Origin of the sequence: Methylobacterium sp. Leaf469 (assembly GCF_001424745.1) — a bacterium.
Taxonomy (GTDB): Bacteria; Pseudomonadota; Alphaproteobacteria; order Rhizobiales; family Beijerinckiaceae; genus Methylobacterium.
The window spans coordinates 1-20,176 of the sequence record NZ_LMRE01000011.1 but is presented as its reverse complement, the minus strand read 5'-3'; the positions used below and the strand labels follow the sequence as shown (position 1 = coordinate 20,176).

General features: G+C 71.3%; 18 protein-coding genes and 2 pseudogenes. 11 read left to right on the top strand and 9 right to left on the bottom strand.

From position 1 onward, the window contains the following. Nucleotides 1-149: 149 nt before the first annotated feature. Nucleotides 150-452 (top strand): hypothetical protein, encoded by a 303-nt coding sequence (locus ASG60_RS07630; RefSeq protein ID WP_056169526.1) that lies wholly within the window; start codon nucleotides 150-152, stop codon nucleotides 450-452. 210 nt (nucleotides 453-662) lie between these two features. Beyond that, on the top strand, nucleotides 663-3,410 hold the full coding sequence (gene mutS, locus ASG60_RS07625; protein ID WP_056384892.1) for a DNA mismatch repair protein MutS: 2,748 nt from the start codon (nucleotides 663-665) through the stop codon (nucleotides 3,408-3,410). Nucleotides 3,411-3,540: 130 nt separating this feature from the next. Here mutS and ASG60_RS07620 read toward each other — a convergent pair whose 3' ends face one another. The 3 genes from ASG60_RS07620 to ASG60_RS07610 all read right to left on the bottom strand — a co-directional run bounded on the left by ASG60_RS07620 (nucleotide 3,541) and on the right by ASG60_RS07610 (nucleotide 5,815). Beyond that, nucleotides 3,541-4,005 (bottom strand): SAM-dependent methyltransferase, encoded by a 465-nt coding sequence (locus ASG60_RS07620; protein ID WP_056384838.1) that lies wholly within the window; start codon nucleotides 4,003-4,005, stop codon nucleotides 3,541-3,543. A 209-nt stretch (nucleotides 4,006-4,214) separates the two neighbouring features. After that, nucleotides 4,215-4,685, bottom strand: coding sequence for a response regulator (locus ASG60_RS07615; protein ID WP_056262853.1), 471 nt, complete (start codon nucleotides 4,683-4,685; stop codon nucleotides 4,215-4,217). Then, a complete protein-coding gene (locus ASG60_RS07610) occupies nucleotides 4,673-5,815 on the bottom strand; it encodes a histidine kinase dimerization/phosphoacceptor domain -containing protein (RefSeq protein ID WP_056384836.1) in 1,143 nt (380 codons plus the stop codon). Before ASG60_RS07610 ends, ASG60_RS07615 begins: the two co-directional genes overlap by 13 nt. A 397-nt stretch (nucleotides 5,816-6,212) precedes the next feature. Between ASG60_RS07610 and ASG60_RS07605 the strand changes: the two genes are divergently transcribed. Together ASG60_RS07605 and ASG60_RS07600 are read left to right on the top strand one after the other, a co-directional pair. Further along, nucleotides 6,213-7,634 carry an MFS transporter gene (locus ASG60_RS07605; protein WP_244476606.1) on the top strand — a complete coding sequence of 474 codons (1,422 nt, stop codon included), beginning with the start codon at nucleotides 6,213-6,215 and terminating at the stop codon, nucleotides 7,632-7,634. A gap of 5 nt (nucleotides 7,635-7,639) precedes the next feature. Continuing rightward, nucleotides 7,640-8,563 carry an EcsC family protein gene (locus ASG60_RS07600; protein ID WP_244472995.1) on the top strand — a complete coding sequence of 308 codons (924 nt, stop codon included), beginning with the start codon at nucleotides 7,640-7,642 and terminating at the stop codon, nucleotides 8,561-8,563. Nucleotides 8,564-8,786: 223 nt separating this feature from the next. On the opposite strand, the gene ASG60_RS07595 is transcribed toward ASG60_RS07600, so the two are convergent. Then, complete coding sequence (locus ASG60_RS07595; RefSeq protein WP_244476605.1) at nucleotides 8,787-10,190, bottom strand: leucyl aminopeptidase family protein; 1,404 nt, start codon at nucleotides 10,188-10,190, stop codon at nucleotides 8,787-8,789. 167 nt (nucleotides 10,191-10,357) lie between these two features. Between ASG60_RS07595 and ASG60_RS07590 the strand changes: the two genes are divergently transcribed. Beyond that, nucleotides 10,358-11,200, top strand: a complete 843-nt coding sequence (locus ASG60_RS07590; RefSeq protein WP_056304691.1) for a tetratricopeptide repeat protein — start codon at nucleotides 10,358-10,360, stop codon at nucleotides 11,198-11,200. Between the two features lies 1 nt (nucleotide 11,201). Here ASG60_RS07590 and ASG60_RS07585 read toward each other — a convergent pair whose 3' ends face one another. From ASG60_RS07585 to ASG60_RS07575, 3 genes and pseudogenes are all read right to left on the bottom strand, one after another. Beyond that, nucleotides 11,202-11,891, bottom strand: coding sequence for a metallophosphoesterase family protein (locus ASG60_RS07585; RefSeq protein WP_056359008.1), 690 nt, complete (start codon nucleotides 11,889-11,891; stop codon nucleotides 11,202-11,204). 289 nt (nucleotides 11,892-12,180) lie between these two features. Next, nucleotides 12,181-12,984 (bottom strand): annotated as a pseudogene (locus ASG60_RS07580) (transglutaminase family protein); the annotation flags it as partial. A 289-nt stretch (nucleotides 12,985-13,273) separates the two neighbouring features. Then, entirely contained in the window at nucleotides 13,274-14,476 is a 1,203-nt protein-coding gene (locus ASG60_RS07575) for an aminotransferase class I/II-fold pyridoxal phosphate-dependent enzyme (protein ID WP_200947657.1), read from the bottom strand. 167 nt (nucleotides 14,477-14,643) lie between these two features. Between ASG60_RS07575 and ASG60_RS07570 the strand changes: the two genes are divergently transcribed. From ASG60_RS07570 to aat, 6 genes are all read left to right on the top strand, one after another. After that, on the top strand, nucleotides 14,644-15,456 hold the full coding sequence (locus ASG60_RS07570) for a DsbA family protein (RefSeq protein ID WP_056384830.1): 813 nt from the start codon (nucleotides 14,644-14,646) through the stop codon (nucleotides 15,454-15,456). Between the two features lie 100 nt (nucleotides 15,457-15,556). After that, the gene (gene accB, locus ASG60_RS07565; protein WP_056169636.1) at nucleotides 15,557-16,036 is read left to right on the top strand and encodes an acetyl-CoA carboxylase biotin carboxyl carrier protein; all 480 of its coding nucleotides are present in this window, start codon (nucleotides 15,557-15,559) and stop codon (nucleotides 16,034-16,036) included. A 13-nt stretch (nucleotides 16,037-16,049) separates the two neighbouring features. Further along, on the top strand, nucleotides 16,050-17,405 hold the full coding sequence (gene accC / locus ASG60_RS07560) for an acetyl-CoA carboxylase biotin carboxylase subunit (protein WP_056384828.1): 1,356 nt from the start codon (nucleotides 16,050-16,052) through the stop codon (nucleotides 17,403-17,405). Nucleotides 17,406-17,566: 161 nt separating this feature from the next. After that, complete coding sequence (locus ASG60_RS07555) at nucleotides 17,567-17,872, top strand: hypothetical protein (protein ID WP_056262829.1); 306 nt, start codon at nucleotides 17,567-17,569, stop codon at nucleotides 17,870-17,872. A gap of 434 nt (nucleotides 17,873-18,306) precedes the next feature. Beyond that, the gene (locus tag ASG60_RS07550) at nucleotides 18,307-18,642 is read left to right on the top strand and encodes a hypothetical protein (protein WP_056169490.1); all 336 of its coding nucleotides are present in this window, start codon (nucleotides 18,307-18,309) and stop codon (nucleotides 18,640-18,642) included. Between the two features lie 131 nt (nucleotides 18,643-18,773). Beyond that, entirely contained in the window at nucleotides 18,774-19,442 is a 669-nt protein-coding gene (gene aat / locus ASG60_RS07545; RefSeq protein ID WP_056384826.1) for a leucyl/phenylalanyl-tRNA--protein transferase, read from the top strand. A 73-nt stretch (nucleotides 19,443-19,515) separates the two neighbouring features. Here the strand turns inward: aat and ASG60_RS07540 are convergent, their stop codons facing one another. Then, nucleotides 19,516-19,815 carry a hypothetical protein gene (locus ASG60_RS07540; protein ID WP_056384824.1) on the bottom strand — a complete coding sequence of 100 codons (300 nt, stop codon included), beginning with the start codon at nucleotides 19,813-19,815 and terminating at the stop codon, nucleotides 19,516-19,518. A gap of 70 nt (nucleotides 19,816-19,885) precedes the next feature. Beyond that, nucleotides 19,886-20,176: pseudogene (locus tag ASG60_RS07535) on the bottom strand (oxalate/formate MFS antiporter); the annotation flags it as partial.

The window sequence follows — 20,176 nt, the reverse complement described above, 5'->3', positions numbered from 1 at the left end:
AGGCCGGCTTAATCCCGTTCAGCTTAACGAAAATGTCAGTCGTTTCAGGCCGTTGCCGAAGTTTATTGCGACGTTTCCGCGGAACGGAATCTTGAGCGGCGACTTTATGCCCCGACGCCCACCCGGCGCATGGACGAAAGACGAACCGAATGACCAAGATCGCCATCGCACTCGCTGCCAGCACCCTGCTCGGCGCCTTCGGAATGACCGCCGCCTCCGCTGCCCCGGCCATGCCGGTCGGCGCCCCGATCGTCGCCGGCGACCAGTCGGTGGAGCAGGTCGCGAGCCGTCACCGCCACTACCAGGGCATGCGCTACCGCGGCATGGGCCATGGTCACCGGATGCACCGCCGTCCGGCCTCGCGCATGAGCAGCAACCCGAACGCGCGCAACCCGCAGCAGCCGGGCTTCATGCAGCAGAAGGGCCAGACCACGGGCGGCCCGCGCTACTGAGCGCCCAGAACACCGCCGACCGATCCGGTCGGACAGAAGGGCCGGTGCGCGAGCGCCGGCCTTTTTTCGTTGGGCCGTACCTGTCGCGCGCAACGGCCCGAGTTCGGCGCTTCTCCCCAGCCGATGCGACGGGCCGCGCTGATCAGGAACGCCCGGGTCTGCTAGGCTGGCGCCATGTCACAGGCCATGCAGCAGCGCCCCGCCCGTTCGATGCCGAAGACCGGCTCCGCCCCGTCGGACTACACCACCAGCGCGGCGGTCCTCGACACTGCCGGCGCGACGCCGATGATGGCGCAGTACATCGAGATCAAGGCCGCCAACACCGACTGCCTGCTGTTCTACCGGATGGGGGATTTCTACGAGTTGTTCTTCGAGGACGCCGAGATCGCGTCCCGGGCGCTGGGGATCGTCCTGACGAAGCGTGGCAAGCACGGCGGGGCCGACATCCCCATGTGCGGCGTGCCGGTAGAGCGCTCCGACGACTACCTCAGCCGCCTCATCGCGCTGGGACACCGCGTCGCCGTCTGCGCACAGACCGAGGATCCGGCGGAGGCGAAGAAGCGCGGGCCCAAATCCGTCGTCCGGCGCGAGGTGGTGCGCCTCGTCACCCCCGGCACCATTACGGAGGACCGCCTCCTCGATCCGGCCCGCGCCAACGTCCTGCTCGCCATCGGCCGCAACAAGGGCGGGGCCGCCAAATCGGAGTCCGCCAAGGATCAGGCCGCGTACACCTACGGGCTCGCCGCCCTCGACATCTCGACGGGGCGCTTCGCCGTGAGCGAAGTGCCGGCGTCGGAACTCGCCTCGGCCATCGCCCGGCACGAGCCGCGCGAGATCGTCCTGTCGGAGACCATCCACGCCGATCCGGCGCTGGCCCGCCTTTGGCGCGAGATTCCCGCTCCCGTGACGCCGCTGGCCCAGGCGGAGCTGGAGCCGGCCGGTGCCGAGCGACGGATCAAGGCGCAGTTCGGTGTCTCGACGCTGGAGGGATTCGGCCAGTTCGGCCGGGCCGAGCTCGCGGCGGCGGGCGCGGCCCTGCTCTACATCGAGCGCACCCAGATCGGCGCGCGCCCGACCCTGTCGCCCCCGACCCGGGAGGCCAGCGGCGCCACCCTCGCCATCGACGCGTCGACCCGGTCCAATCTCGAACTCACCCGCACCCTGTCGGGCGAGCGCCGGGGCAGCCTTCTCGACGCCATCGACCGCACGGTCTCGGCGAGCGGCGCGCGGCTGCTGGCCGAGCACCTCGCCGGTCCCCTCACGGACCTCGCCGCCATTCGCCGCCGCCACGCCGCCGTCGCCTGGCTCTGCGAGCAGGGCGTCTCGCGAAAAACGTTCCGCGAGATCCTGGCGCGGGCGCCGGACCTCGCCCGCGCCCTGTCGCGCCTCGGCCTCGGGCGCGGCGGCCCGCGCGATCTCGCGGCGCTCCGCGACGGCCTCGACGCCGCGCAGGGCCTGGCCGCGCACCTCGCCGCCCTCGACGGTCTGCCGGACGACCTCGCCACCCTCGGAACCGGGCTGTCCCAGGTCGATGCCGGCCTCGTGGCGCACCTCGCCGCGGCGCTGGCCGACGACCTGCCGCTCAAGCGCGCGGATGGCGGCTTCGTCCGCGAAGGGTACTCGCCGGAGATCGACGAGGCCCGGGTGCTCGGCCAGGACTCGCGAAAGGTCATCGCGGCCCTGCAGGCGCGCTACGCCGAGGAGACCGGCTGCCGGACCCTGCGGATCAAGCACAACAACATGCTCGGCTACTACATCGAGGTACCGCAGGCGGTGGGCGAGGGCTGCCTCAAGGGGGCGATGCGCGAGACATTCATCCACCGCCAGACCATGGTGGATGCCATGCGCTTCACCAGCGTCGAACTCGGCGACCTCGAAGGCCGCATCTCCGGCGCCTCCGACCGGGCCCTGCGGCTCGAAACGGCGGTGTTCGACGCGCTGTCGAGCGAGGCCCTCGCCCAGGCCGCCGCTATCGCGTCCGTGGCCGAGGCCCTGGCCGCCCTCGATGTGGCCGCCTCCCACGCCGACCTCGCCGTGGAGCGCGACTGGCGCCGCCCGGTGGTGGACGACGGCTACGGCTTTTCCGTCACGGGTGGGCGCCACCCCGTGGTGGAGGCGGCGCTCAGGCTCTCCGGCGAGCCGTTCATCGCCAACGATTGCAACCTGTCGGGGGAGGGGCGCGGCCGCATCCGCCTCATCACCGGCCCGAACATGGGCGGCAAGTCGACCTTCCTGCGCCAGAACGCCCTCATCGCCGTGCTGGCGCAGATCGGCGCCTTCGTGCCGGCGGCGAGCGCCCAGCTCGGCCTCGTCGACCGGCTGTTCTCCCGCGTCGGGGCGGCCGACGACCTGGCCCGCGGGCAATCGACCTTCATGGTCGAGATGGTGGAGACCGCCGCCATCCTGAACCAGGCGACCCGGCGCTCCCTGGTGATCCTCGACGAGATCGGGCGCGGCACCGCGACCTTCGACGGCCTATCCATCGCGTGGGCCTGCCTCGAACACCTGCACGAGAAGAACGCCTGCCGCGCCCTGTTCGCCACCCATTTCCACGAGTTGACCGCTCTGGGCCAGCGCCTGTCGCACCTCGACAACGCCACCCTTAAGGTCGCCGAGCACCGGGGCACCGTGGTGTTCCTGCACGAGGTGGTGCCGGGTGTGGCCGACCGCTCCTACGGGCTCCAGGTCGCGCGCCTCGCCGGGTTGCCGCCGGGGGTGATCGCGCGGGCGGGCGCCATCCTGAAGAACCTGGAGAAGTCCGAGCGCGAGCGCCCGACGCGCCCGCGCATCGACGACCTGCCGCTGTTCGCCGCCCTCTCGCCGCCGCCGCTGGAGGAAGCCCCCCCGGAGCGCGAGGACAGCCTGCGCCGCGTGCTCGACGACATCGACCCCGATGCGCTCACCCCGCGCGAGGCCTTGGAGGCGCTGTATCGGCTGAAGGCGGCGCGGGACGGGTGAGTCACCGCCCGGCCTTCGCATCAAGCGACCTGCAGTTGCGCGCTCCGGCGGAAGCAGGGGCGGACTTCGCCGCATTCCCAAGGCGACCGGCACGAGGCGGCCCTAACGCGGATGTCCGCCGTTCGCTCCATCACCAATAAGCCGACATCAGCTCCGCCACCCAGTCCGGTTGCCGCACCTCCCCCCGAGGGAGAAACTCGCGCATGACCGGCTTCACGTCGATCACGGGCGTACCGTCGATGGCATCCAGACCCTCGACGGAGAGCTGAGTGCCCTCGACGGACACAATTCGACAGACCGTCACGCCCAATCGGTTCGGACGATTCCGGCCGCGCTGGGCGAAGATGCCGGTGAGGGGCCAATCCGCCCTGCCGCGCGGATGGCGTGCGCCCACCTCGACCGCTTCCGGCAACACGCGATCGAAGAGAAAGATCACCTCCACATGACTGAACGCATTGAGGCCCGCGAACGCATCCGCGCCGAACCGCACCGGGTCCAGTTCGATGAAGGAATGGCTTTGCCCCCAATCGTCATCGGTCGGCTCGGAGCGTCCGCCACGGACAAATCCAATCGCCTCGATCCTATGGGCCGTCATGCGTCCGGTTCCGTTCAGCTCACGCAGGCAAACGCCGTGTTGCGACCTGATCGGGAAAAGACTGACCCGTCAAAGGGCCACCGGGTCCATACGACCGACCGCCGACGGACTTCCGACGTCGCCACGCCTCCAGACGTGAGGCGGCCGGGCTCCCCCTCCTTGCGGGCACCGCACTCGCACATCTCACGGACAGCGCGGGCGTGTTTCCCTCAGGGATGCAGCCGTTCCCACCCATCGGCGGCGAGCCGGAACCCGTCGAGGCCTTCCAGGCTCGCGGCGTGGCCGGCGCGGCACTCGGCGACGTAGCGAAGCGCGCCCGCCACCACCCGCTCGGAATAGGGCTTGGCGATCACCCCGACGGCGCCGGCGAAATCGTCGGGAATGCGCTTGGCGTTGGCGGTCATGAACACCACCGTGGTGCGCGGGTCAGCGCTGAGCGCCCGGGCCACGGCGACGCCCGTGGGGCCGTCGATGAGGTGGATGTCCACCAGCGCCACGTCCGGGTGGGTCGAGAGGCCCAGCGCGATGGCTTCCTGGGACGAGCCGGCGACGCCGACGGTGACGTGGCCGAGATCCTCGAGCAGGCATTCGAGTTCGAGGGCGATGAGCACCTCGTCCTCGACCACCAGGATGCGCAGGCACGGTGCCGCCCCGCCCGCGCCCGGAGTCACTTGGCCCATTGCGGCAACTCCTCGGCGGTGGTGTCGGCCGCCTCGCGCAGGGAGATGGCGTCGAGGGGCACGCTGATCTCGACCCGGGTCCCGGGTGTCGTCTCGCTCCACGCGATGGTTCCGCGCAGCTGCCGCACGACCATTTCCACGAGGGAACGGCCGAAGCCCGCCGGGTTCGGGATCGCGGCGGCGAGGCCGACGCCGTCGTCCTCGATCAGCATGTGCAGGGCGCCGTCCCGGCGTCGCGCCGTGATGCTCACCCGCCCGGCGCGGTTGTCCGGGAAGGCGTGGCGCACGGCGTTGGTGGCGAGTTCGTGCAGCATCAGCGCCAGGGGCGCCGCCATGGCGGCCGACACCGCCACGGAATCGATGGCGGCGCTCACGGCCGTACGCTCGCCGTCGAGGCCGGCGACGAGGTCGCCCAGGAAATCGTCGGCGAATTCGCGCAGGTCGAACCGGGTCACGTCCCCGGCCGAGTAGAGCATGCGGTGCACCGTCGAGAGGGCGCCGATGCGCTCGGCCATGCCGTTGAGGGCGTCGCGCGCCTCGCCCTCGGGGGTGCGCCGGGCCTTGAGCAGCATCAGTGACGAGATCACCTGGAGGTTGTTCTTCACCCGGTGGTCGACCTCGTGGAGCAGGGCGGTCTTCTGCTCCAGGGTGGCGCGCAGGTCCGCCGTCTGCTCGGACACGCGGCGCTCGAGGTCGATGTTGGCGAGCGTCATCGCGACTTCGAGGCTGTGCTTGCCGGTCATGTCGGCCTGTGCCGAGTAGTAGTGCGTGACGGCGCCGGTGGCGTCGCGCACGGGCGACAGGGTCATGCCGTTCCAGAACGAGGTGCCGTCCTTGCGGTAGTTCACGAGTTCGGCCTCGAAGCTGCGGCCCTCCGCGACGGCCGCGGAGATGCGCGCCACGGTCTCGCGGTCGGTCTGCGGCCCCTGCAGCATCCGGCAGTTGCGGCCTTCGAGCTCGTGCCAGGCGTAGCCCGTGAGGGCGAGGAACGCCGCATTGGCCCAGACGATGGGATGGGCGCCGCCCCGCACTTCCGTGAGGACCATCGGCGTTGGGCTCTCGGAGAAGGCCGAGGCGAGGGTCGTTTCCGCGAGGGCCGCCGGCACCGCCTGATGAGCCGTATCCGTCATGGCCGGCACCGACCGCCTTCGGAACGCGGGGAGGGGCGGTTCGTCACATGGGCCATCCCGGTGAGGCGCGGCGCCGCGCAGCCGACGGTCGGCGTGCAGCCGACCGGTCCGACGCGATGCAAGGCCCAGTCCCGCGAGACCGAGTCCCGAAAGGCCCCGTCCCGCATGTACGCAGTTTGGACGCACGCTGTTAACAAGTTATCGGCCATTTCTGAGATCGGTCGGAGGATCGCGGCCCGAGTGGTCGCGACGAGGAACGGCCGGCCCTCGGCCACCGTCCGCTCCGGGTGCCGGAAGTAAGCGCCGGGCTTGAGAGGAGTTCCATTCCATGGCTGCAAGCCGAGTGCGTCACGCGCCGCGCCTGCGCGATTTCGCCCGCGATCCGCGTATTCCGCTGATGCTGGCCCTGGGCTTCTCGTCGGGCCTGCCGCTCCTTCTCGTGCTTGGCACCTTCTCGACGCGGCTCGCCTATTCGGGCGTCGACATCAAGGCCATCGGGCTCTTCAGCTACGTCGCGCTCCCCTACACCCTGAAGTTCCTGTGGGCGCCGCTCATCGACCGGTTCGACGTGCCGGGGCTGACCCGCCGCCTCGGGCGCCGGCGCGCCTGGATGGTGACGACGCAGGGCGCCGTCGCCGCCGCCCTGGCCCTGATGGCCTTCGCCGACCCCGCGACCAGCCTCGCGCTCCTCGGGCTGGGGGCCTTCCTTCTGGCGTTCTGCGCCGCCACGCAGGACGTGGTCATCGACGGCTGGCGCATCGACGCCGCCGGCACGGATCTCCAGGGCGTTCTCGCCGCCACCTCGAACCTCGGCTACCGCTTCGGCCTCATGTCGGCGGGGGCCGGCGCCCTGTTCCTCGCCTCCGCCTACGGCTGGCGCGCCGCCTACCTGCTCATGGCGGCCCTGATGCTCGTCGGGCTCGTGGCCGCGCTCCTCGCCCCCGCCTTCGACCGCACGGGGGACGAGGCCCGCGCCGCCGCCGCCGTCGAGGCGGCTGCCGGCCGTCCGGCCAAGGTCTGGAGCTTCAGGCGCGCGGTGCTGGAGCCCCTCGCCGAACTGCACGCGCGCCTCGGGCCCGGCCTGTGGGCGATCCTCGTCCTCGTGGCGCTCTACCGGATGCCGGACTTCATCTCCGGCGTGATGGCGAGCCCGCTCTACTTCCAGGTCGGTTTCACCCTCACGGAGATCGGCGCCGTGTCGAAGCTCTACGGCATCTGGGTCGGCATCGCCGGCGCCTTTGTCGGCGGCTGGGCGATGCAGCGCTTCGGCCTGTTCCCGGCCCTCGTGGTCGGCGCCTTCCTGGGCGCGGCCTCGAACCTCGCCTTCTCGTGGCTGTCCTTCGGCGGGCCGGAGGTCTGGCGCCTGACGGCGGCGATCTCCATCGACAATTTCTGCGGCTCCTTCGCGGGCATGGCCCTCATCGCCTACATGTCGAGCCTCACCGCACCGGGGTTCGCCGCGACCCAGTACGCCCTGTTCTCCTCGCTCTACGCCCTGCCGGGCAAGCTCGTGGCCGGCACCTCCGGCTACATCGTCGCCGCCTACGGCTACCCGGTGTTCTTCGCCATCACGGCGGCGGTGGGTATCCCCGTGGTGGTGCTGTGCCTGGTCGTCGGACGGGCCGGCGAGCGCAGTGCCGCAAAGGCAGCCGGGATCGCGGCCGAGGCCGCCGCGAATCCCGCGGCGCTGGCCGACCCGGCCGGGCCGGAAGACCTGCCCGACGCTCGGGGCGGGAACCATCCGCGCGGCACCGGGCTTGCTCCTTCCGATCCATCCGCCGTCCCGGCGCCCGGCCCCCGCATGAGACCGCAGACGTGAGCAACATCTTCCTCATCGACGACACGAGTGCGGCCACCCCGGCCACCCAGGACGCCACCCTGAGCGACGCGGACGCCGCCGCCCTACGCCGGGCGGTGCGAACCCTGGAGAATCCCGGCCTCGCCGCGCGTCTCTCGGCCGCCGCCGGCGCGCCCCTCGACGCCATCGGCCGCGCCCTACCGGAGGCGGTGACCGGGGTCGTGTCGCGGGCGACCGAGAGCGCCATGCACACCGCCCTGCGGGTCGCCCTCGCGACCCTGCCGGAGAAGACCGTGCTGCCGGCCGACGGCACGAGTCTCGTCGAGGCGATCGCGGAGGCCCCCGTGGGGGCGGGGACGCGCCTCGGCCGCCTGCTGCCGTCGAGCGACTTCGCCCACAAGGCCATGGCGGCGATGTCGGGCGCCGTCGGTGGGGCCTTCGGGCTCGCGACGCTGGCGGTGGAACTGCCGCTGTCCACCACCCTGATGCTGCGGTCCATCGCGGGGATCGCCCGCGAGGAGGGTGAGGATCTGGCCGAGCCGGAGAACGCCCTCGCCTGCGTGCAGGTGTTCGCCTTGGGGACCCGCGGGGCCGAGACCCCCCTCTCCGAAAGCGGCTACTTCGCCGTGCGCGCGGCGCTGGCCAAGACCATGGCGGAGGCGGCGCGCTACGCCGGCAACCGCGCCCTCCTCGACGAGGCGGCCCCGGCCCTCATCCGGTTCTCGGCGCAGATCGCCGCCCGCTTCGGGATTGTCGTCTCCCAGAAGGTCGCCGCCCAGGCCGTGCCGATCCTCGGCGCCGTCGGGGGTGCCGCCGTCAACGCCGCGTTCATGGACCACTTCCAGGCCATGGCGCGGGCCCACTTCACCGTGCGGCGCCTGGAACGCACCTACGGCGCCGCCCTCGTGCGCAAGGCGTACGACGCGGAGAAGGCGGCCACGGCGGCGTGACCCCTGGAGAAACGATGCCGGCCGCATCCGCCGGAGCGGCGTCGCGTCCCGGTGTCCCGCTCGATCCAGACGGGCTCTGGTCAGAGCCTGGGAGCCGACCCCGCACCGGGATCGTTCCAGGCTCCCGTACGCGCCCCCGGAACCCGGCATCGTCAATCGGACGAGCGGTGTGTTTCCCGGTCTCGGGTTCCGCGGCGTGGCCCCGGGATGCGTTGGTTTAATCCTATGTCCCGGCCGGATAACGCTGCGCCAGAAGGGCATAGACGAGCCGCGCTGTCTGTACCTCGCCGCCCTCGGGACGACCGGGCTTGGTCGAGGGATTCCAGCCGTACAGGTCGAAATGGACGTGCGCCCGGGTGGCGGGCGCGAAGCGGCGCAGGAACAGCGCGGCCGTGATGGCCCCCGCGAAGGGGCCGCCGGGGGCGTTGTTGAGGTCGGCGATCTTCGAGTCGAGCAGACCCGCATAGGGGGCATGCAGGGGCAGGCGCCACACCGGGTCGAACGCCGTCCGGCCCGCCGCCGCGACGGCCTCGGCCAGGGCGTCGTCCTCCGTGAAGAACGCCGGCAGGTCCGGGCCCAGGGCCACGCGGGCCGCCCCCGTCAGGGTGGCGAAGTCGATGAGCAGGTCGGGGGCCTCGGCATCGGCCAAGGCCAGGGCGTCGGCGAGGATGAGGCGCCCTTCCGCGTCGGTGTTGCCGATCTCGACGGTGAGGCCGGCGCGGCTGCGCAGCACGTCGCCGGGCCGGAAGGCCGCGCCCGAGATGGAATTCTCCACCGCCGGGATGAGGACGCGCAGGCGCACGGGCAGATGCGCCCCCATCACCATGGCGGCGGCGGCCAGCGCCGCGGCGGCCCCGCCCATGTCCTTCTTCATCAGCAGCATGCCGGCGGACGGCTTGATGTCGAGACCGCCGGTGTCGAAGGCGACGCCCTTGCCGACCAGGGTGACGCGGGCGGCGGCGGCATCGCCCCAGGTCAGGTCGATGAGGCGCGGCGCGCGGGGCGAGGCGGCCCCGACGGCGTGCACGAGGGGGAAATCGCGCGCGAGATCGTCGCCCGACACCACCGTGACGGCGGCGCCGTGCCGTTCGGCCAGCGCGCGCGCGGCCGCCTCGATCTCGGCGGGTCCGAGGTCGTTGGCCGGGGTGTTGACGAGGTCGCGCCCGAGCGCCACGGCGGCGGCGACGCGGGAGACCGCCTCGGCATCGACGCCCGCGGGGGCGACGAGGCGGGGCAGGGCGGGGCCGGCCGGAACGGACCCGCCGGCCGGAACGGCTTCTCCGGCGGGAACGGCCTCTCCGGCCGGAACGGCCGCACGGTAGCGGGTGAAGCGGTAGCCGCCGAGCAGCCACGCCAGTGCGGCTTCCGTGCCGTCGAAGCCGGTGCCCTCCAGGCGGTAGGTGCCGGGCGGAAGCACGCCGGCCAAGGTCCCGGCGAGGAGCCGTTCGCGGGCCGGGTTCGCTGCGCCGAGGCCGAACAGCACCCGCGCCAGGGTGCCGTCGGGCCCCGGCAGCAGGGCGATGCGGCCGGCCTTCGGCGTGAAGCCCGTCGCTCGGGCGTAGGCCGCCTCGCGCGGATCCAGGGCGGCCTCGATCCGGGGCCAGTCCGACGACCCGACGCCGGTGATGGGAATGGCGGAGGCGTGGTCGGAGGCGGGGGCGAACAGGGAGGTCAGGGCTCGGGCTCCTCGGCCGTGGGGCGGGATTAACCGCTGCTTAGGGTTAACGGTCTATCACCCGGAGACCGGCCCCGTGAAGCAACGGCCGGCGGGCAAGGTTGAGGCGGAGTCGCGCAATGGTCAGGCCGCGTTTGGCATCGGCACGGACGCTCCGGCGCCTCGCGGGGATCGCCGCTCTGGCGCTCCTGTCCAGCGCCTGCACCCGCCAGGACGGCCCCGAGACCACCGGCTCCCTCGGCGGTCTCTCCCTGCCGCGCCTCGGCCGCGCGCCCGCCAACGTGGTGTCCCGCCGCGAGGTCGACGCCATGGGCGAGCGCTACACCGCAGATCCCAACGACGTTCCCCTGGCCCTGCGCTACGCCCAGGCCCTGCGGGCGACGGACCAGCGGCCCCAGGCCGTGGCGGTGCTCCAGCAGATCGCCCTGCGCAACCCGAAGAACACGGCGGTGCTCGCCGCCTACGGCAAGAGCCTGGCCGAGGTCGGCCGCTTCACCGAGGCCGCGGAGGTCCTCCAGAACGCCCATACGGCGGCCCAGCCCGACTGGCGCGTGTTGTCGGCTCAGGGCGCCGTCGCCGACCAGCTCGGCGACCACGCCCGGGCGCAGGGCCTGTACGAGGCCGCCCTCAGGATCCAGCCGGACGATCCGGTGATCCTGTCGAATCTCGGCCTGTCCTATGCTCTGGCCAAGCGCCTCGACGAGGCCGAGGCCACCCTGCAGCGCGCCGCCGCCCAGCCTCGGGCCGATGCCCGGGTGCGCCAGAACCTCGCCCTGGTCTACGGCCTCAAGGGCAAGTTCACGGACGCCGAAGCCGTATCCCGCCAGGACCTTTCGCCCGAGGAGGCCGCCGCCAACACCGTGGCTCTACGCGCCTTCGTCGCCCAGCCGAACGCCTGGAAAGCCATCAAGGCCTCGGACAAGGCGAAGCCCGCCGGATCGAGGGTGGCCGAGCGCGGCTGAGTCACACCTCCGCGGCCACCTGCGCGTCCACCTGGAGAATCTCCACCGGTCCATCCTGACCGTCCGAGAACACCCCCGCCGTGAGGGTGGCGCCGAAGACGCAGGCCGTGTCGAGGTTGGTCCGGTGCGGGCGCAGGTCCGGTCGGCCGTCCATTTGCGGCGTGTGGCCATGGACGACGTGGCGGCCGAAATCATAGTCCGCCGAAAGGAAAGGCTCGCGGATCCACAGCCGGGTCGGCTCGTCCGGATCGATGCCGGGCCGGCCGGGGCGGAAGCCCGCATGGACGTAGTAGCGGCGCGCATCCTCCCAGACCGTCGGAAGGGCCGACATCCAGTTCAGCACGTCGTGGGGCAGGGCCTGCGGATCGCGGGTGCCGAAGGAGCGCAGGGTCGCGACCCCGCCGTTCTCGAGCCAGGGCGCGCTCCCGAACCCGTCGCGATAGGCGGCCAGCATCAGGCTCTCGTGGTTGCCCATGAGGCAGGTGACGGCCTCGGGCTCGGCGGCCTGAAGGGCGCGCAGGGTCGCGACGACCCCGGCACTGTCCGGCCCGCGGTCGATGTAGTCGCCGAGGAAGACGAGGCGGCGCGGGGCGCCGGCCCGGTGCCGGTCGATGGCCGCGAGCAGGCGCCGCAGGGCATCGGCGCATCCGTGGATGTCGCCGATGGCGTAGGTGAGGCCGCTCTCCGACACGGGTGGCGCCGGCCGCTCAGGCGACCTTGGTCAGGCCGGCCGTGGCCTTTGGCGTGTTCACGGTCGCGGCCTCGGTCGGAACCACGGCCGTTTCCGGCGTCTTGACCGGCGCGACCGCCGCCTCCGGCGTTTTGGCCGGCACGACCGCCGTCTCTGGCGTCTTGGCTGGCGCGACCGCCGTCTCTGGCGTCTTGGCAGAACCGGCGGCCTTTTTCGGCCGATCCGTCGGCTTTCCCGTCACGGCGGCGGCTTCCTCGGCCGTGAGGATCGGCGTCGGGGCCTCTCCCTCCTCCAGGACCTCGTCCGTGTGGACGTCGAAGCGCAGGAGCAGTGCCGTGGCGAAGCTCGTCGAGATGGCCACGTCCGTGGCGTCGCGGCCCCGGGCGATGACGATGCGGCCGATACGGCGGCGGTTGTTCCGCGCGTCGAACGTTTGCCAGGCGCCGCCGAGATAGACCTCGAACCAGGCGGAGAAATCCGGCGGCGGCACCACGGGCACGCCGATATCGCCGAGGTAGCCCGTACAGTAGCGCGCCGGAATGTTGAGGCAGCGGCAGAACGCGACGGCCAGATGCGCGTAGTCGCGGCAGACGCCGCGCTGCTGGGTGTAGGCGTCGTGGGCCGAGCGGGTTGCGTCGGCGTCCTGGTAGTTGAACTTGATGTGGCGGTTGACGAAGTCGCACACGGCCTGGACCCGGCCCCAGCCCTCCGGCCCGGCACCAAACAGCTCCCATGCGATGTTCGATAGCTTGTCCGTGTCGCAGTAGCGGCTGCCGAGGAGGAACCGCATGGCCTCGTCCGGCAGGTCCTGCACCGGATGCTGCCTCGCGTCCGGCACCACGGGATCGAGCTCCCCGGAATCGTGCACGAGGAAATCCGTCGCCACGGTGATCCGGCCGGCCGGCGCCAGGATGCGGGTGGTGACGTTGCCGAAGGCGTCGAGATACTGGTGCGCATCCACCGGCGGATCGAACGTCATCACCTCGGGCGTCAGGATATCGCCCGCCCGCGACGGGTGTACGCTCAGCAGGAACATCATCGGCGTCGGCTGAAACGTCTCGTACGTGATGGCGTAACCGGTCCGGATCTTCATGATGGCGGCACTGCTCCAGTGCAAGCCCGAACCGGACTTGTCGAAATAGGGGGTAAGACGGAAACCGCCGGCAACTCTCTATCGTTGCACGGGCGTCGATCAATAAGTGTTGCGCCGGAGACTTATCCGAAACCAGACGCCGCCAAATCTCCCGGCAGGATGCAGAGCCCGGTACCGGGTGGCAAGGCAGCGCCGTGTTTTGTCGGTGCAGGGTTTCACGCGCCCGCCGGATCGTTACCGGTGTACGCCCGACAGCCCACCGGGCCATGCAGGAAGAGGGCCAGAGGTTTCAGCGCAGCCACGTCCGCAGGCGTCGCACGGCGTCGGCGCAATCCGCATGCGAGCCTGCGAAGGAGAACCGGACGTGGTGGCCGCCGTCGACGCCGTCGAAGTCGAGGCCCGGCGTCGCGGCGACGCCGGCCTCGTCGAGCATCCGCCGGCAGAACCCGGCCGCGTCGTCGGTGAGGTTCGAAACGTCGGCGTAGAGGTAGAACGCCCCGTCGGCCGGGTGGGTGCGGCCGAGGCCGAGGCCCGGAAACGCATCGAGCAGCAGGGCCCGGTTGGCGGCGTAGCCGGCCCGTACGGCCTCCACCTCCTCCACGGCGTCGAACGCCGCGATAGCCGCCACCTGGGACAGGTAGGGCGCGGAGATGAACAGGTTCTGGGCCAGGCGTTCCACCGGGCGCACCAGCCATTCGGGCACCACCATCCAGCCGATGCGCCAGCCGGTCATGCACCAGGTCTTCGAGAACGAGTTGATCACGACGGCGTCGGGCTCGTAGCGCAGCGCCGTGTCCGTCGGCACGCCGTAGGCGAGGCCGTGATAGATCTCGTCCGAGATGAAACGCAGCCCCAGGGCGCGGGCCGTGGCGCAGAGTTCGGCGAGGCGCACGGGTTCGATGACCGTGCCGGACGGGTTGGCCGGGCTCATCACCAGCACGCCGGAGAGCGGTGCTTGCGCATGGAGCGCGCGCAGGCTCTCGGTCGTCGGGGCGTAGCGGTCCGCCTGCCGCAGCGGCAGGGAAGCGGGCACGAGGTCGAGGGCATGCAGGATGCTGCGATAGGCCGGATACCCGGGCAGCGGCACGGCGATGCGGGCGCCGGCGTCGAACAGGCCGAGGAAGGCCAGGATGAACCCCGCCGACGAACCCGTGGTGACGACGATGCGCCCGGGCGCCACGTCGAGGCCGTGGGTGTCGGCATAGTGCCGGGCGATGCGGGCGCGGAGCGCCGGCAGGCCCAGCGCCTGAGTGTACGGCAGGGCGCCGCCGGCCAGCGCCGCCTGCGCCGCCGCGATCACCGCACGCGGGGCCGGTGCCGAGGGCTGGCCGACCTCCATGTGGACCACCCCGTCGCCCCGGGCCTCCCGGGCGGCGGCGGCGGCCATCACGTCCATGGCGAGGAACGGCGCGACGCGGGCGGCGCGCCGCGACGGCAGCAGAGGCGATGCAGCGATGGAAGACGCGGGGTGGGGCGTTGGCGAAACCGTCATCGCACCTCCGTAGAGCCGATCCGGCGGGACGGAAACAGTCCGGAGCCCGCGACCGAGATTGACCGGCCGCCGCGAAAACGCCTAACCCCGCCGATAGACGCACGCCCATCGTGCACGATCATCTTACGGCCGGTGGCGTTTTCATCCGGTCCCCTCCGCGAGGACGCATGCCCCTGCTCCGGTCCCTACTCACCTCCGCCATGCTGTTCAGCGCCTCCGCCGCGTGGGCCCAGACCACCCCGCAGGCCGCGCCGGCGGCGACTGCCCCGGCGGCGACCTCGGCCGCCCCGGTGTTCTCCGACACCCAGCGCCAGGCCATCGAGGCCATCGTCAAGGATTACCTCGTCAAGAATCCGGACGTGCTGCAGGAGGCCATCGCCGAGGGCGAGAAGCGCGCGCAGGAGACCCAGAAGCTGGCGCAGGCCGCCGCCCTGAAGGAATCCCGCGACACCCTCACCAATTCGCCCTACGGCGTCGTCGTCGGGAATCCTGCGGGCGACATCACCGTGGTGGAGTTCTTCGACTACAATTGCGGCTATTGCCGCAAGGCGCTCGGCGACATCCAGGCCCTGGTCAAGTCCGATCCGAAGCTGCGCGTGGTGCTGCGCGACTTCCCCGTGCTCGGCGCCGAATCCCTCGAGGCGAGCAAGCTGGCGCTGGCGGCCAAGCAGCAGCTCAAGGCCGACCGGATGTTCGAGTTCCACGTCAAGCTCCTGGAGACCAAGGGCCGGGTGACGGGCGAGCGCGCGATCGCCGTCGCCAAGGAAATGGGCCTCGACACGGCGCGCCTCGCCAAGGACGCGCAGGGGCCCGAGGTCAAGGCGGCGCTCTCCGAGAACGTCAGCCTCGGCGACAAGCTCGGCCTCTCCGGCACCCCGGCCTTCATCATCGGCGACGAGGTGATTCCGGGCGCCGTCGGCGTCGATCCGATCCGCAAGGTCATCGCCGATGTGCGCCAGTGCGGCCACGCCGGCTGCTGAGGGGCCCCCGAGCCGCGAAGCGCCCCGAACCCGGGAGACCGCGTCTCCCGATACGACACGATCCAGCCTGACGACGACCGAGCCGATGCCCAAGGAGCCGATGTCCAAGAACGATCCCTTCGATCCGGAGCTCGTGCGCGAGCTCGCCAAGCTCATCACCGAGACGGATCTCACCGAGATCGAGGTCGAGAAGGGTGACCTGCGCATCCGCGTCGCTCGCCGCATCGAGCCGGTCCACGTCCAGGTGGCGGCCCCCGCCCCGGCGCTCGCCGCCGTGGCTCCGCCACCCCCGCCGGCGGCCGGGCCGGGCGCCGTGCCCGAGCGCACCCGGGCGGGTGCGGGCCATCCCGGCGCCGTGCCCTCGCCCATGGTCGGCACCGCCTATCGCCGCCCGTCGCCGGACGCCAAGGTGTTCGTCGATGTCGGCTCCAAGGTGGAGGCCGGCGAGAAGGTTCTCCTCATCGAGGCCATGAAGACCTTCAACGAGATCGTGGCCCCCCGCGCCGGCACCGTCACGGCCGTCTTCGTCGAGGACGGCCAGCCCGTCGAGTTCGGCGAACCCCTCCTCGTCATCGAGTGAGGCGCGAGGCACCATGTTCGACAAGATCCTGATCGCCAATCGCGGCGAGATCGCCCTGCGCATCCTGCGCGCGGCCAAGGAACTCGGGATCGCGACCGTCGCCGTCCATTCCACGGCCGATGCCGACGCCATGCACGTGCGGCTCGCCGACGAGAGCGTGTGCATCGGCCCCCCGGCCGCCCGCGACAGCTACCTCAACATCCCGTCCATCATCGCCGCCTGCGAGATCACCGGGGCGGACGCGGTGCACCCCGGCTACGGCTTCCTGTCGGAGAACGCGCGCTTCGCCGAAGTCCTGGCCCATCACGAGATCGGATTCATCGGCCCGAAGGCCGAGCACATCCGCATCATGGGCGACAAGATCGAGGCCAAGCGCACGGCGAAACGCCTCGGCATCCCGTGCGTGCCGGGCTCCGAGGGCGGAGTCGAGGACCCCGTGGAGGCCAAGCGCATCGCGGCCGAGATCGGCTATCCGGTGCTGGTCAAGGCAGCCTCCGGCGGCGGCGGCCGCGGCATGAAGGTGGCGCGCTCCGAGGCCGACCTCGAACAGGCCCTGGGCATGGCCCGCCAGGAGGCCAAGGCGGCCTTCGGCGACGATGCGGTCTACCTCGAGAAGTACCTGGAGAAGCCGCGCCACATCGAGGTTCAGGTGCTGGGCGACGGGCGCGGCAACGCCGTGCATCTGGCCGAGCGCGACTGCTCGCTCCAGCGCCGTCACCAGAAGGTGTGGGAGGAGGGCGGTTCGCCGGCCCTCAACGCGGCGATGCGGGCCGAGATCGGCGGCATCTGCGCCCGGGCCATGCAGGAGCTGAAATACCTCGGCGCCGGCACGGTGGAGTTCCTCTACGAGGACGGTCAGTTCTACTTCATCGAGATGAACACCCGCATCCAGGTCGAGCATCCGGTCACCGAGATGATCACCGGGATCGACCTCGTCAACGAGCAGATCCGCGTCGCCGCGGGTCTGCCGCTGTCGGTGACGCAGGACGAGATCAGCGTTTCGGGGCACGCCATCGAGTGCCGGATCAACGCAGAGCACCCGGCGACCTTCCGGCCGTCCCCCGGCCTCATCACCTACTTCCACCCGCCGGGCGGCCTCGGCGTGCGGGTCGATTCGGCGGTGTTCCAGGGCTACCGCATCCCGCCGCACTACGACTCGCTCATCGGCAAGCTCATTGTGCACGGGCGCACCCGCAACGAATGCCTGATGCGCCTGCGCCGCGCCCTGGACGAGTTCGTGGTGGACGGCGTCGACACCACCCTGCCGCTGTTCCGCACCCTGGTTCGCAACGCCGATGTGCAGAACGGTGCCTACGATATCCACTGGCTGGAGAACTTCCTGGCGGCCGGGGGCCTCGACGAGCCGTGAATCTTCGGTTTTGCATCGGAACGAGCAACCGTGGCGGGAACGGCGCGGGGTCGACTTTCGTTCACCCGTGACATCGTGCCGCCGAGGCCGGTCGCCGACCAGGGCTGGTCAGCGTCACCTCCGGCGCAGTGCTCTCGCCCGTGTCCGCCGAGGAACCGTCCATGCGCCTCTCCTACGTTCTGATCGCCACCGCCCTCCTCGCCACCCCCGCCCTGGCGCAATCCTCGTCCGGCAACGTCGGCCAGCCCGAGCGCGGCGTTCCGCAGGCGGGCAACACCGCCGGCGGCCCCATCGACAAGCCCTCGACCCGCGACATGGCCCCGACCCGGACCGAGTCGACGCCGGTGGGCGAGGGCGGCATGTCCCCCGGCGCGGGCTCCGTCGACTCGGCCAAGGGGGGCAACGCATCGGACCCGACCCGCGGGGCGCCGAACACCGGCAGCACATCCGGTGGTCCGGCCCAATAGACCGCCCCGCGGCGAGCCGGGTGTGATACCCGGCTCGCGAAACCGAACCGTCCGTCATTGGCCGGCTCCCCATGGGGCTGGCCTTTTTTCATGCGCAATCCGAGACGGCTTTCGGGCACGTGCCGACACCATCACGATCAATTGATAAGGAAAGAAATCCCCAGTTTGGGTCCGGTCGCGTGGCTATGCGGACCCGATACCTACCGCTTTCCGCTCTTTGCGGATGGTGAAGGCTTCGGAATCCCCTGCGTGGGGCGGCCACGGCAAGGGCGCCAGGGCCCCGCGATGCGGCATTTTGCCAGCAAATAATTCGCCGGAACCGATTGCGCACAATCGACTTCTCTCCCCACACCGGACGGGAACTAGACAGTCTCCCAGCCAGGGCCATCGGCCCCGCGCCAACCGGACACACCATAGCATCCCGAAAGACACCCATGCGTTCCGTGACCCTCGCCGTCGCCGCCTTTGCCCTGTCCGTGACCGGCGCCCTGGCCCAGTCCCCCTCCGGCAATGTCGGCCAGCCGGAGCGCGCCGTGCCGCAGGCCGGAAACACCACGCGCGGCCCCATCGACAACCCGTCCGTCTACGGCGCCTATCGCAATCCCGAGACCGGCCTCGTCGACTTGGACGCGACGGGCAGCGTCGGTGCGCGTCCGCTCCCGTCGAACAGCGAGGCGATCATCGTCGACTCGGCCAAGGGCGGCAACGCCGAGCAGATCAACCGCACGGTGCCGAACCTCGGCACGACCTCGGGCGGCCCGGAGTTCTGATCGGCGGACCCAGATCCGATTCGTCCAGCAGCGGAGCCTCCCGGCTCCGCCGTTCCGCGTTCGGAGCCCGCCTTCACCCTGGCATTCCGGCGCGCGCCACGCCAAAGTCTCCTCCATGCAAAGTCTTTTCCATGCATGACGCGGACCGCGTGGACATCACGCCCGAAATCCTGCTCAAGGCCTACGCGGCGGGCATCTTTCCCATGGCGGAGGATGCCGACGATCCGGCGATCTACTGGGTCGAGCCGAAGGCGCGGGGCATCCTGCCCCTCGACGGCTTTCACGTCGCCAAGCGCCTCGCCCGCACCGTGCGGTCGGACGCCTTCGAAGTCCGAGTCGACCACGATTTCGACGCGGTGATCGCCGGATGCGCCGCACCGCGCCGCGATGCCGCGCGCACCTGGATCAACGCCCGCATCCGCGACCTCTACGGCGCGCTCTTCGACGCCGGCCACGCCCACACGGTGGAGGTCTATGCCGAGGGCCGCCTCGTCGGCGGACTCTACGGGGTCTCCCTCGCGGCGGCGTTCTTCGGCGAGAGCATGTTCCACACCGTGCGGGACGCCTCGAAGGTCGCCCTGGTCCACCTCGTCGCCCGCCTGCGGACCGGGGGCTACCGCCTCGCCGACACCCAGTTCGTCACCGACCACCTGCTGCAGTTCGGCGCCGAGGAGGTGCCGCGCCACGTCTACAAGCGACGTCTCGCCGAGGCGATCACCGGCGACGCCGATTGGGATGTGTGGCCGCGCGGCGTGGTGGTCGACGGGCACACGGCGCTTGCGGCGATCGCGGCGCCCTAGTGGACGCGGGGTCCTGACGGACGCGGGGCCGGTGACCGATACGGTGAGCCCGCCCGGTGCAACGCATCGGCGCTCATCGCGCCATGGCCGACGGACCCTTCTGCGCGGGCGGGGGAATCGCGGCCGCAGGCACGGACGGTGCGATCGCCGCCGGCGTCGGCGTCAGGGCGTCGAACGGAAGCCAGCCCTCGAACGGATCCGGCCCCGCCTCGCAGCGGTGCCAGCGCCAGATCTGGCGGGCGGCGTTCGGCGCGTACCAGCGTCCGGCCCGGCCCTCGGCGAGGACGATGCCGAGGGTGCGGTGCCTGAGCCAGACCCGGTCGACGTCCTGCGGGGCCGTGTTCATCCGGCGCCATTCGGGGGTGTGCTGCATGGTGGCTCTCCCGGAACGGATGCGGGGCCGGACGGATGTCCGGCCCCGCATGTGGAGGGTTCGAGGGGCGTCAGGCTGTGACGATGCGCGGGGCCTGGACGGTCTCGGAGGCGATCTGCGCCTGGGCCACGACCCGTTTGCGCCAGGGCTTCAGCACGGCGATGGCCAGCAGCGAGGCGAGGACGTTGGCGCCGGCGGCGACCAGGAACACCCCGTCCCAGCTTCCCGTGCTCTGCTGCAGGTAGTTGGCCACCGGCACCAGAAGGGCCGCCGTGCCCTTGGCGGTGTAGAGCAGGCCGGCATTGGTGGCGGCGAACTTGGTGCCGAAGGTGTCGGTGCAGGTCGAGGGGAACAGCGAGTA

What these genes read in the sequence shown, in the direction of transcription:
- ASG60_RS07550 (WP_056169490.1), top strand. Translation starts at nt 18,307, where the DNA reads ATGCGTTCCGTGACCCTCGCCGTCGCCGCCTTTGCCCTGTCCGTGACC.
- ASG60_RS07570 (WP_056384830.1), top strand. Translation starts at nt 14,644, where the DNA reads ATGCCCCTGCTCCGGTCCCTACTCACCTCCGCCATGCTGTTCAGCGCC.
- ASG60_RS07630 (WP_056169526.1), top strand. Translation starts at nt 150, where the DNA reads ATGACCAAGATCGCCATCGCACTCGCTGCCAGCACCCTGCTCGGCGCC.
- ASG60_RS07620 (WP_056384838.1), bottom strand. Translation starts at nt 4,005, where the DNA reads ATGACGGCCCATAGGATCGAGGCGATTGGATTTGTCCGTGGCGGACGC.
- ASG60_RS07590 (WP_056304691.1), top strand. Translation starts at nt 10,358, where the DNA reads ATGGTCAGGCCGCGTTTGGCATCGGCACGGACGCTCCGGCGCCTCGCG.
- ASG60_RS07605 (WP_244476606.1), top strand. Translation starts at nt 6,213, where the DNA reads ATGCTGGCCCTGGGCTTCTCGTCGGGCCTGCCGCTCCTTCTCGTGCTT.
- aat (WP_056384826.1), top strand. Translation starts at nt 18,774, where the DNA reads ATGCATGACGCGGACCGCGTGGACATCACGCCCGAAATCCTGCTCAAG.
- accC (WP_056384828.1), top strand. Translation starts at nt 16,050, where the DNA reads ATGTTCGACAAGATCCTGATCGCCAATCGCGGCGAGATCGCCCTGCGC.
- ASG60_RS07610 (WP_056384836.1), bottom strand. Translation starts at nt 5,815, where the DNA reads ATGACGGATACGGCTCATCAGGCGGTGCCGGCGGCCCTCGCGGAAACG.
- ASG60_RS07540 (WP_056384824.1), bottom strand. Translation starts at nt 19,815, where the DNA reads ATGCAGCACACCCCCGAATGGCGCCGGATGAACACGGCCCCGCAGGAC.
- ASG60_RS07575 (WP_200947657.1), bottom strand. Translation starts at nt 14,476, where the DNA reads ATGACGGTTTCGCCAACGCCCCACCCCGCGTCTTCCATCGCTGCATCG.
- ASG60_RS07615 (WP_056262853.1), bottom strand. Translation starts at nt 4,685, where the DNA reads ATGGGCCAAGTGACTCCGGGCGCGGGCGGGGCGGCACCGTGCCTGCGC.
- mutS (WP_056384892.1), top strand. Translation starts at nt 663, where the DNA reads ATGCCGAAGACCGGCTCCGCCCCGTCGGACTACACCACCAGCGCGGCG.
- ASG60_RS07555 (WP_056262829.1), top strand. Translation starts at nt 17,567, where the DNA reads ATGCGCCTCTCCTACGTTCTGATCGCCACCGCCCTCCTCGCCACCCCC.
- accB (WP_056169636.1), top strand. Translation starts at nt 15,557, where the DNA reads ATGTCCAAGAACGATCCCTTCGATCCGGAGCTCGTGCGCGAGCTCGCC.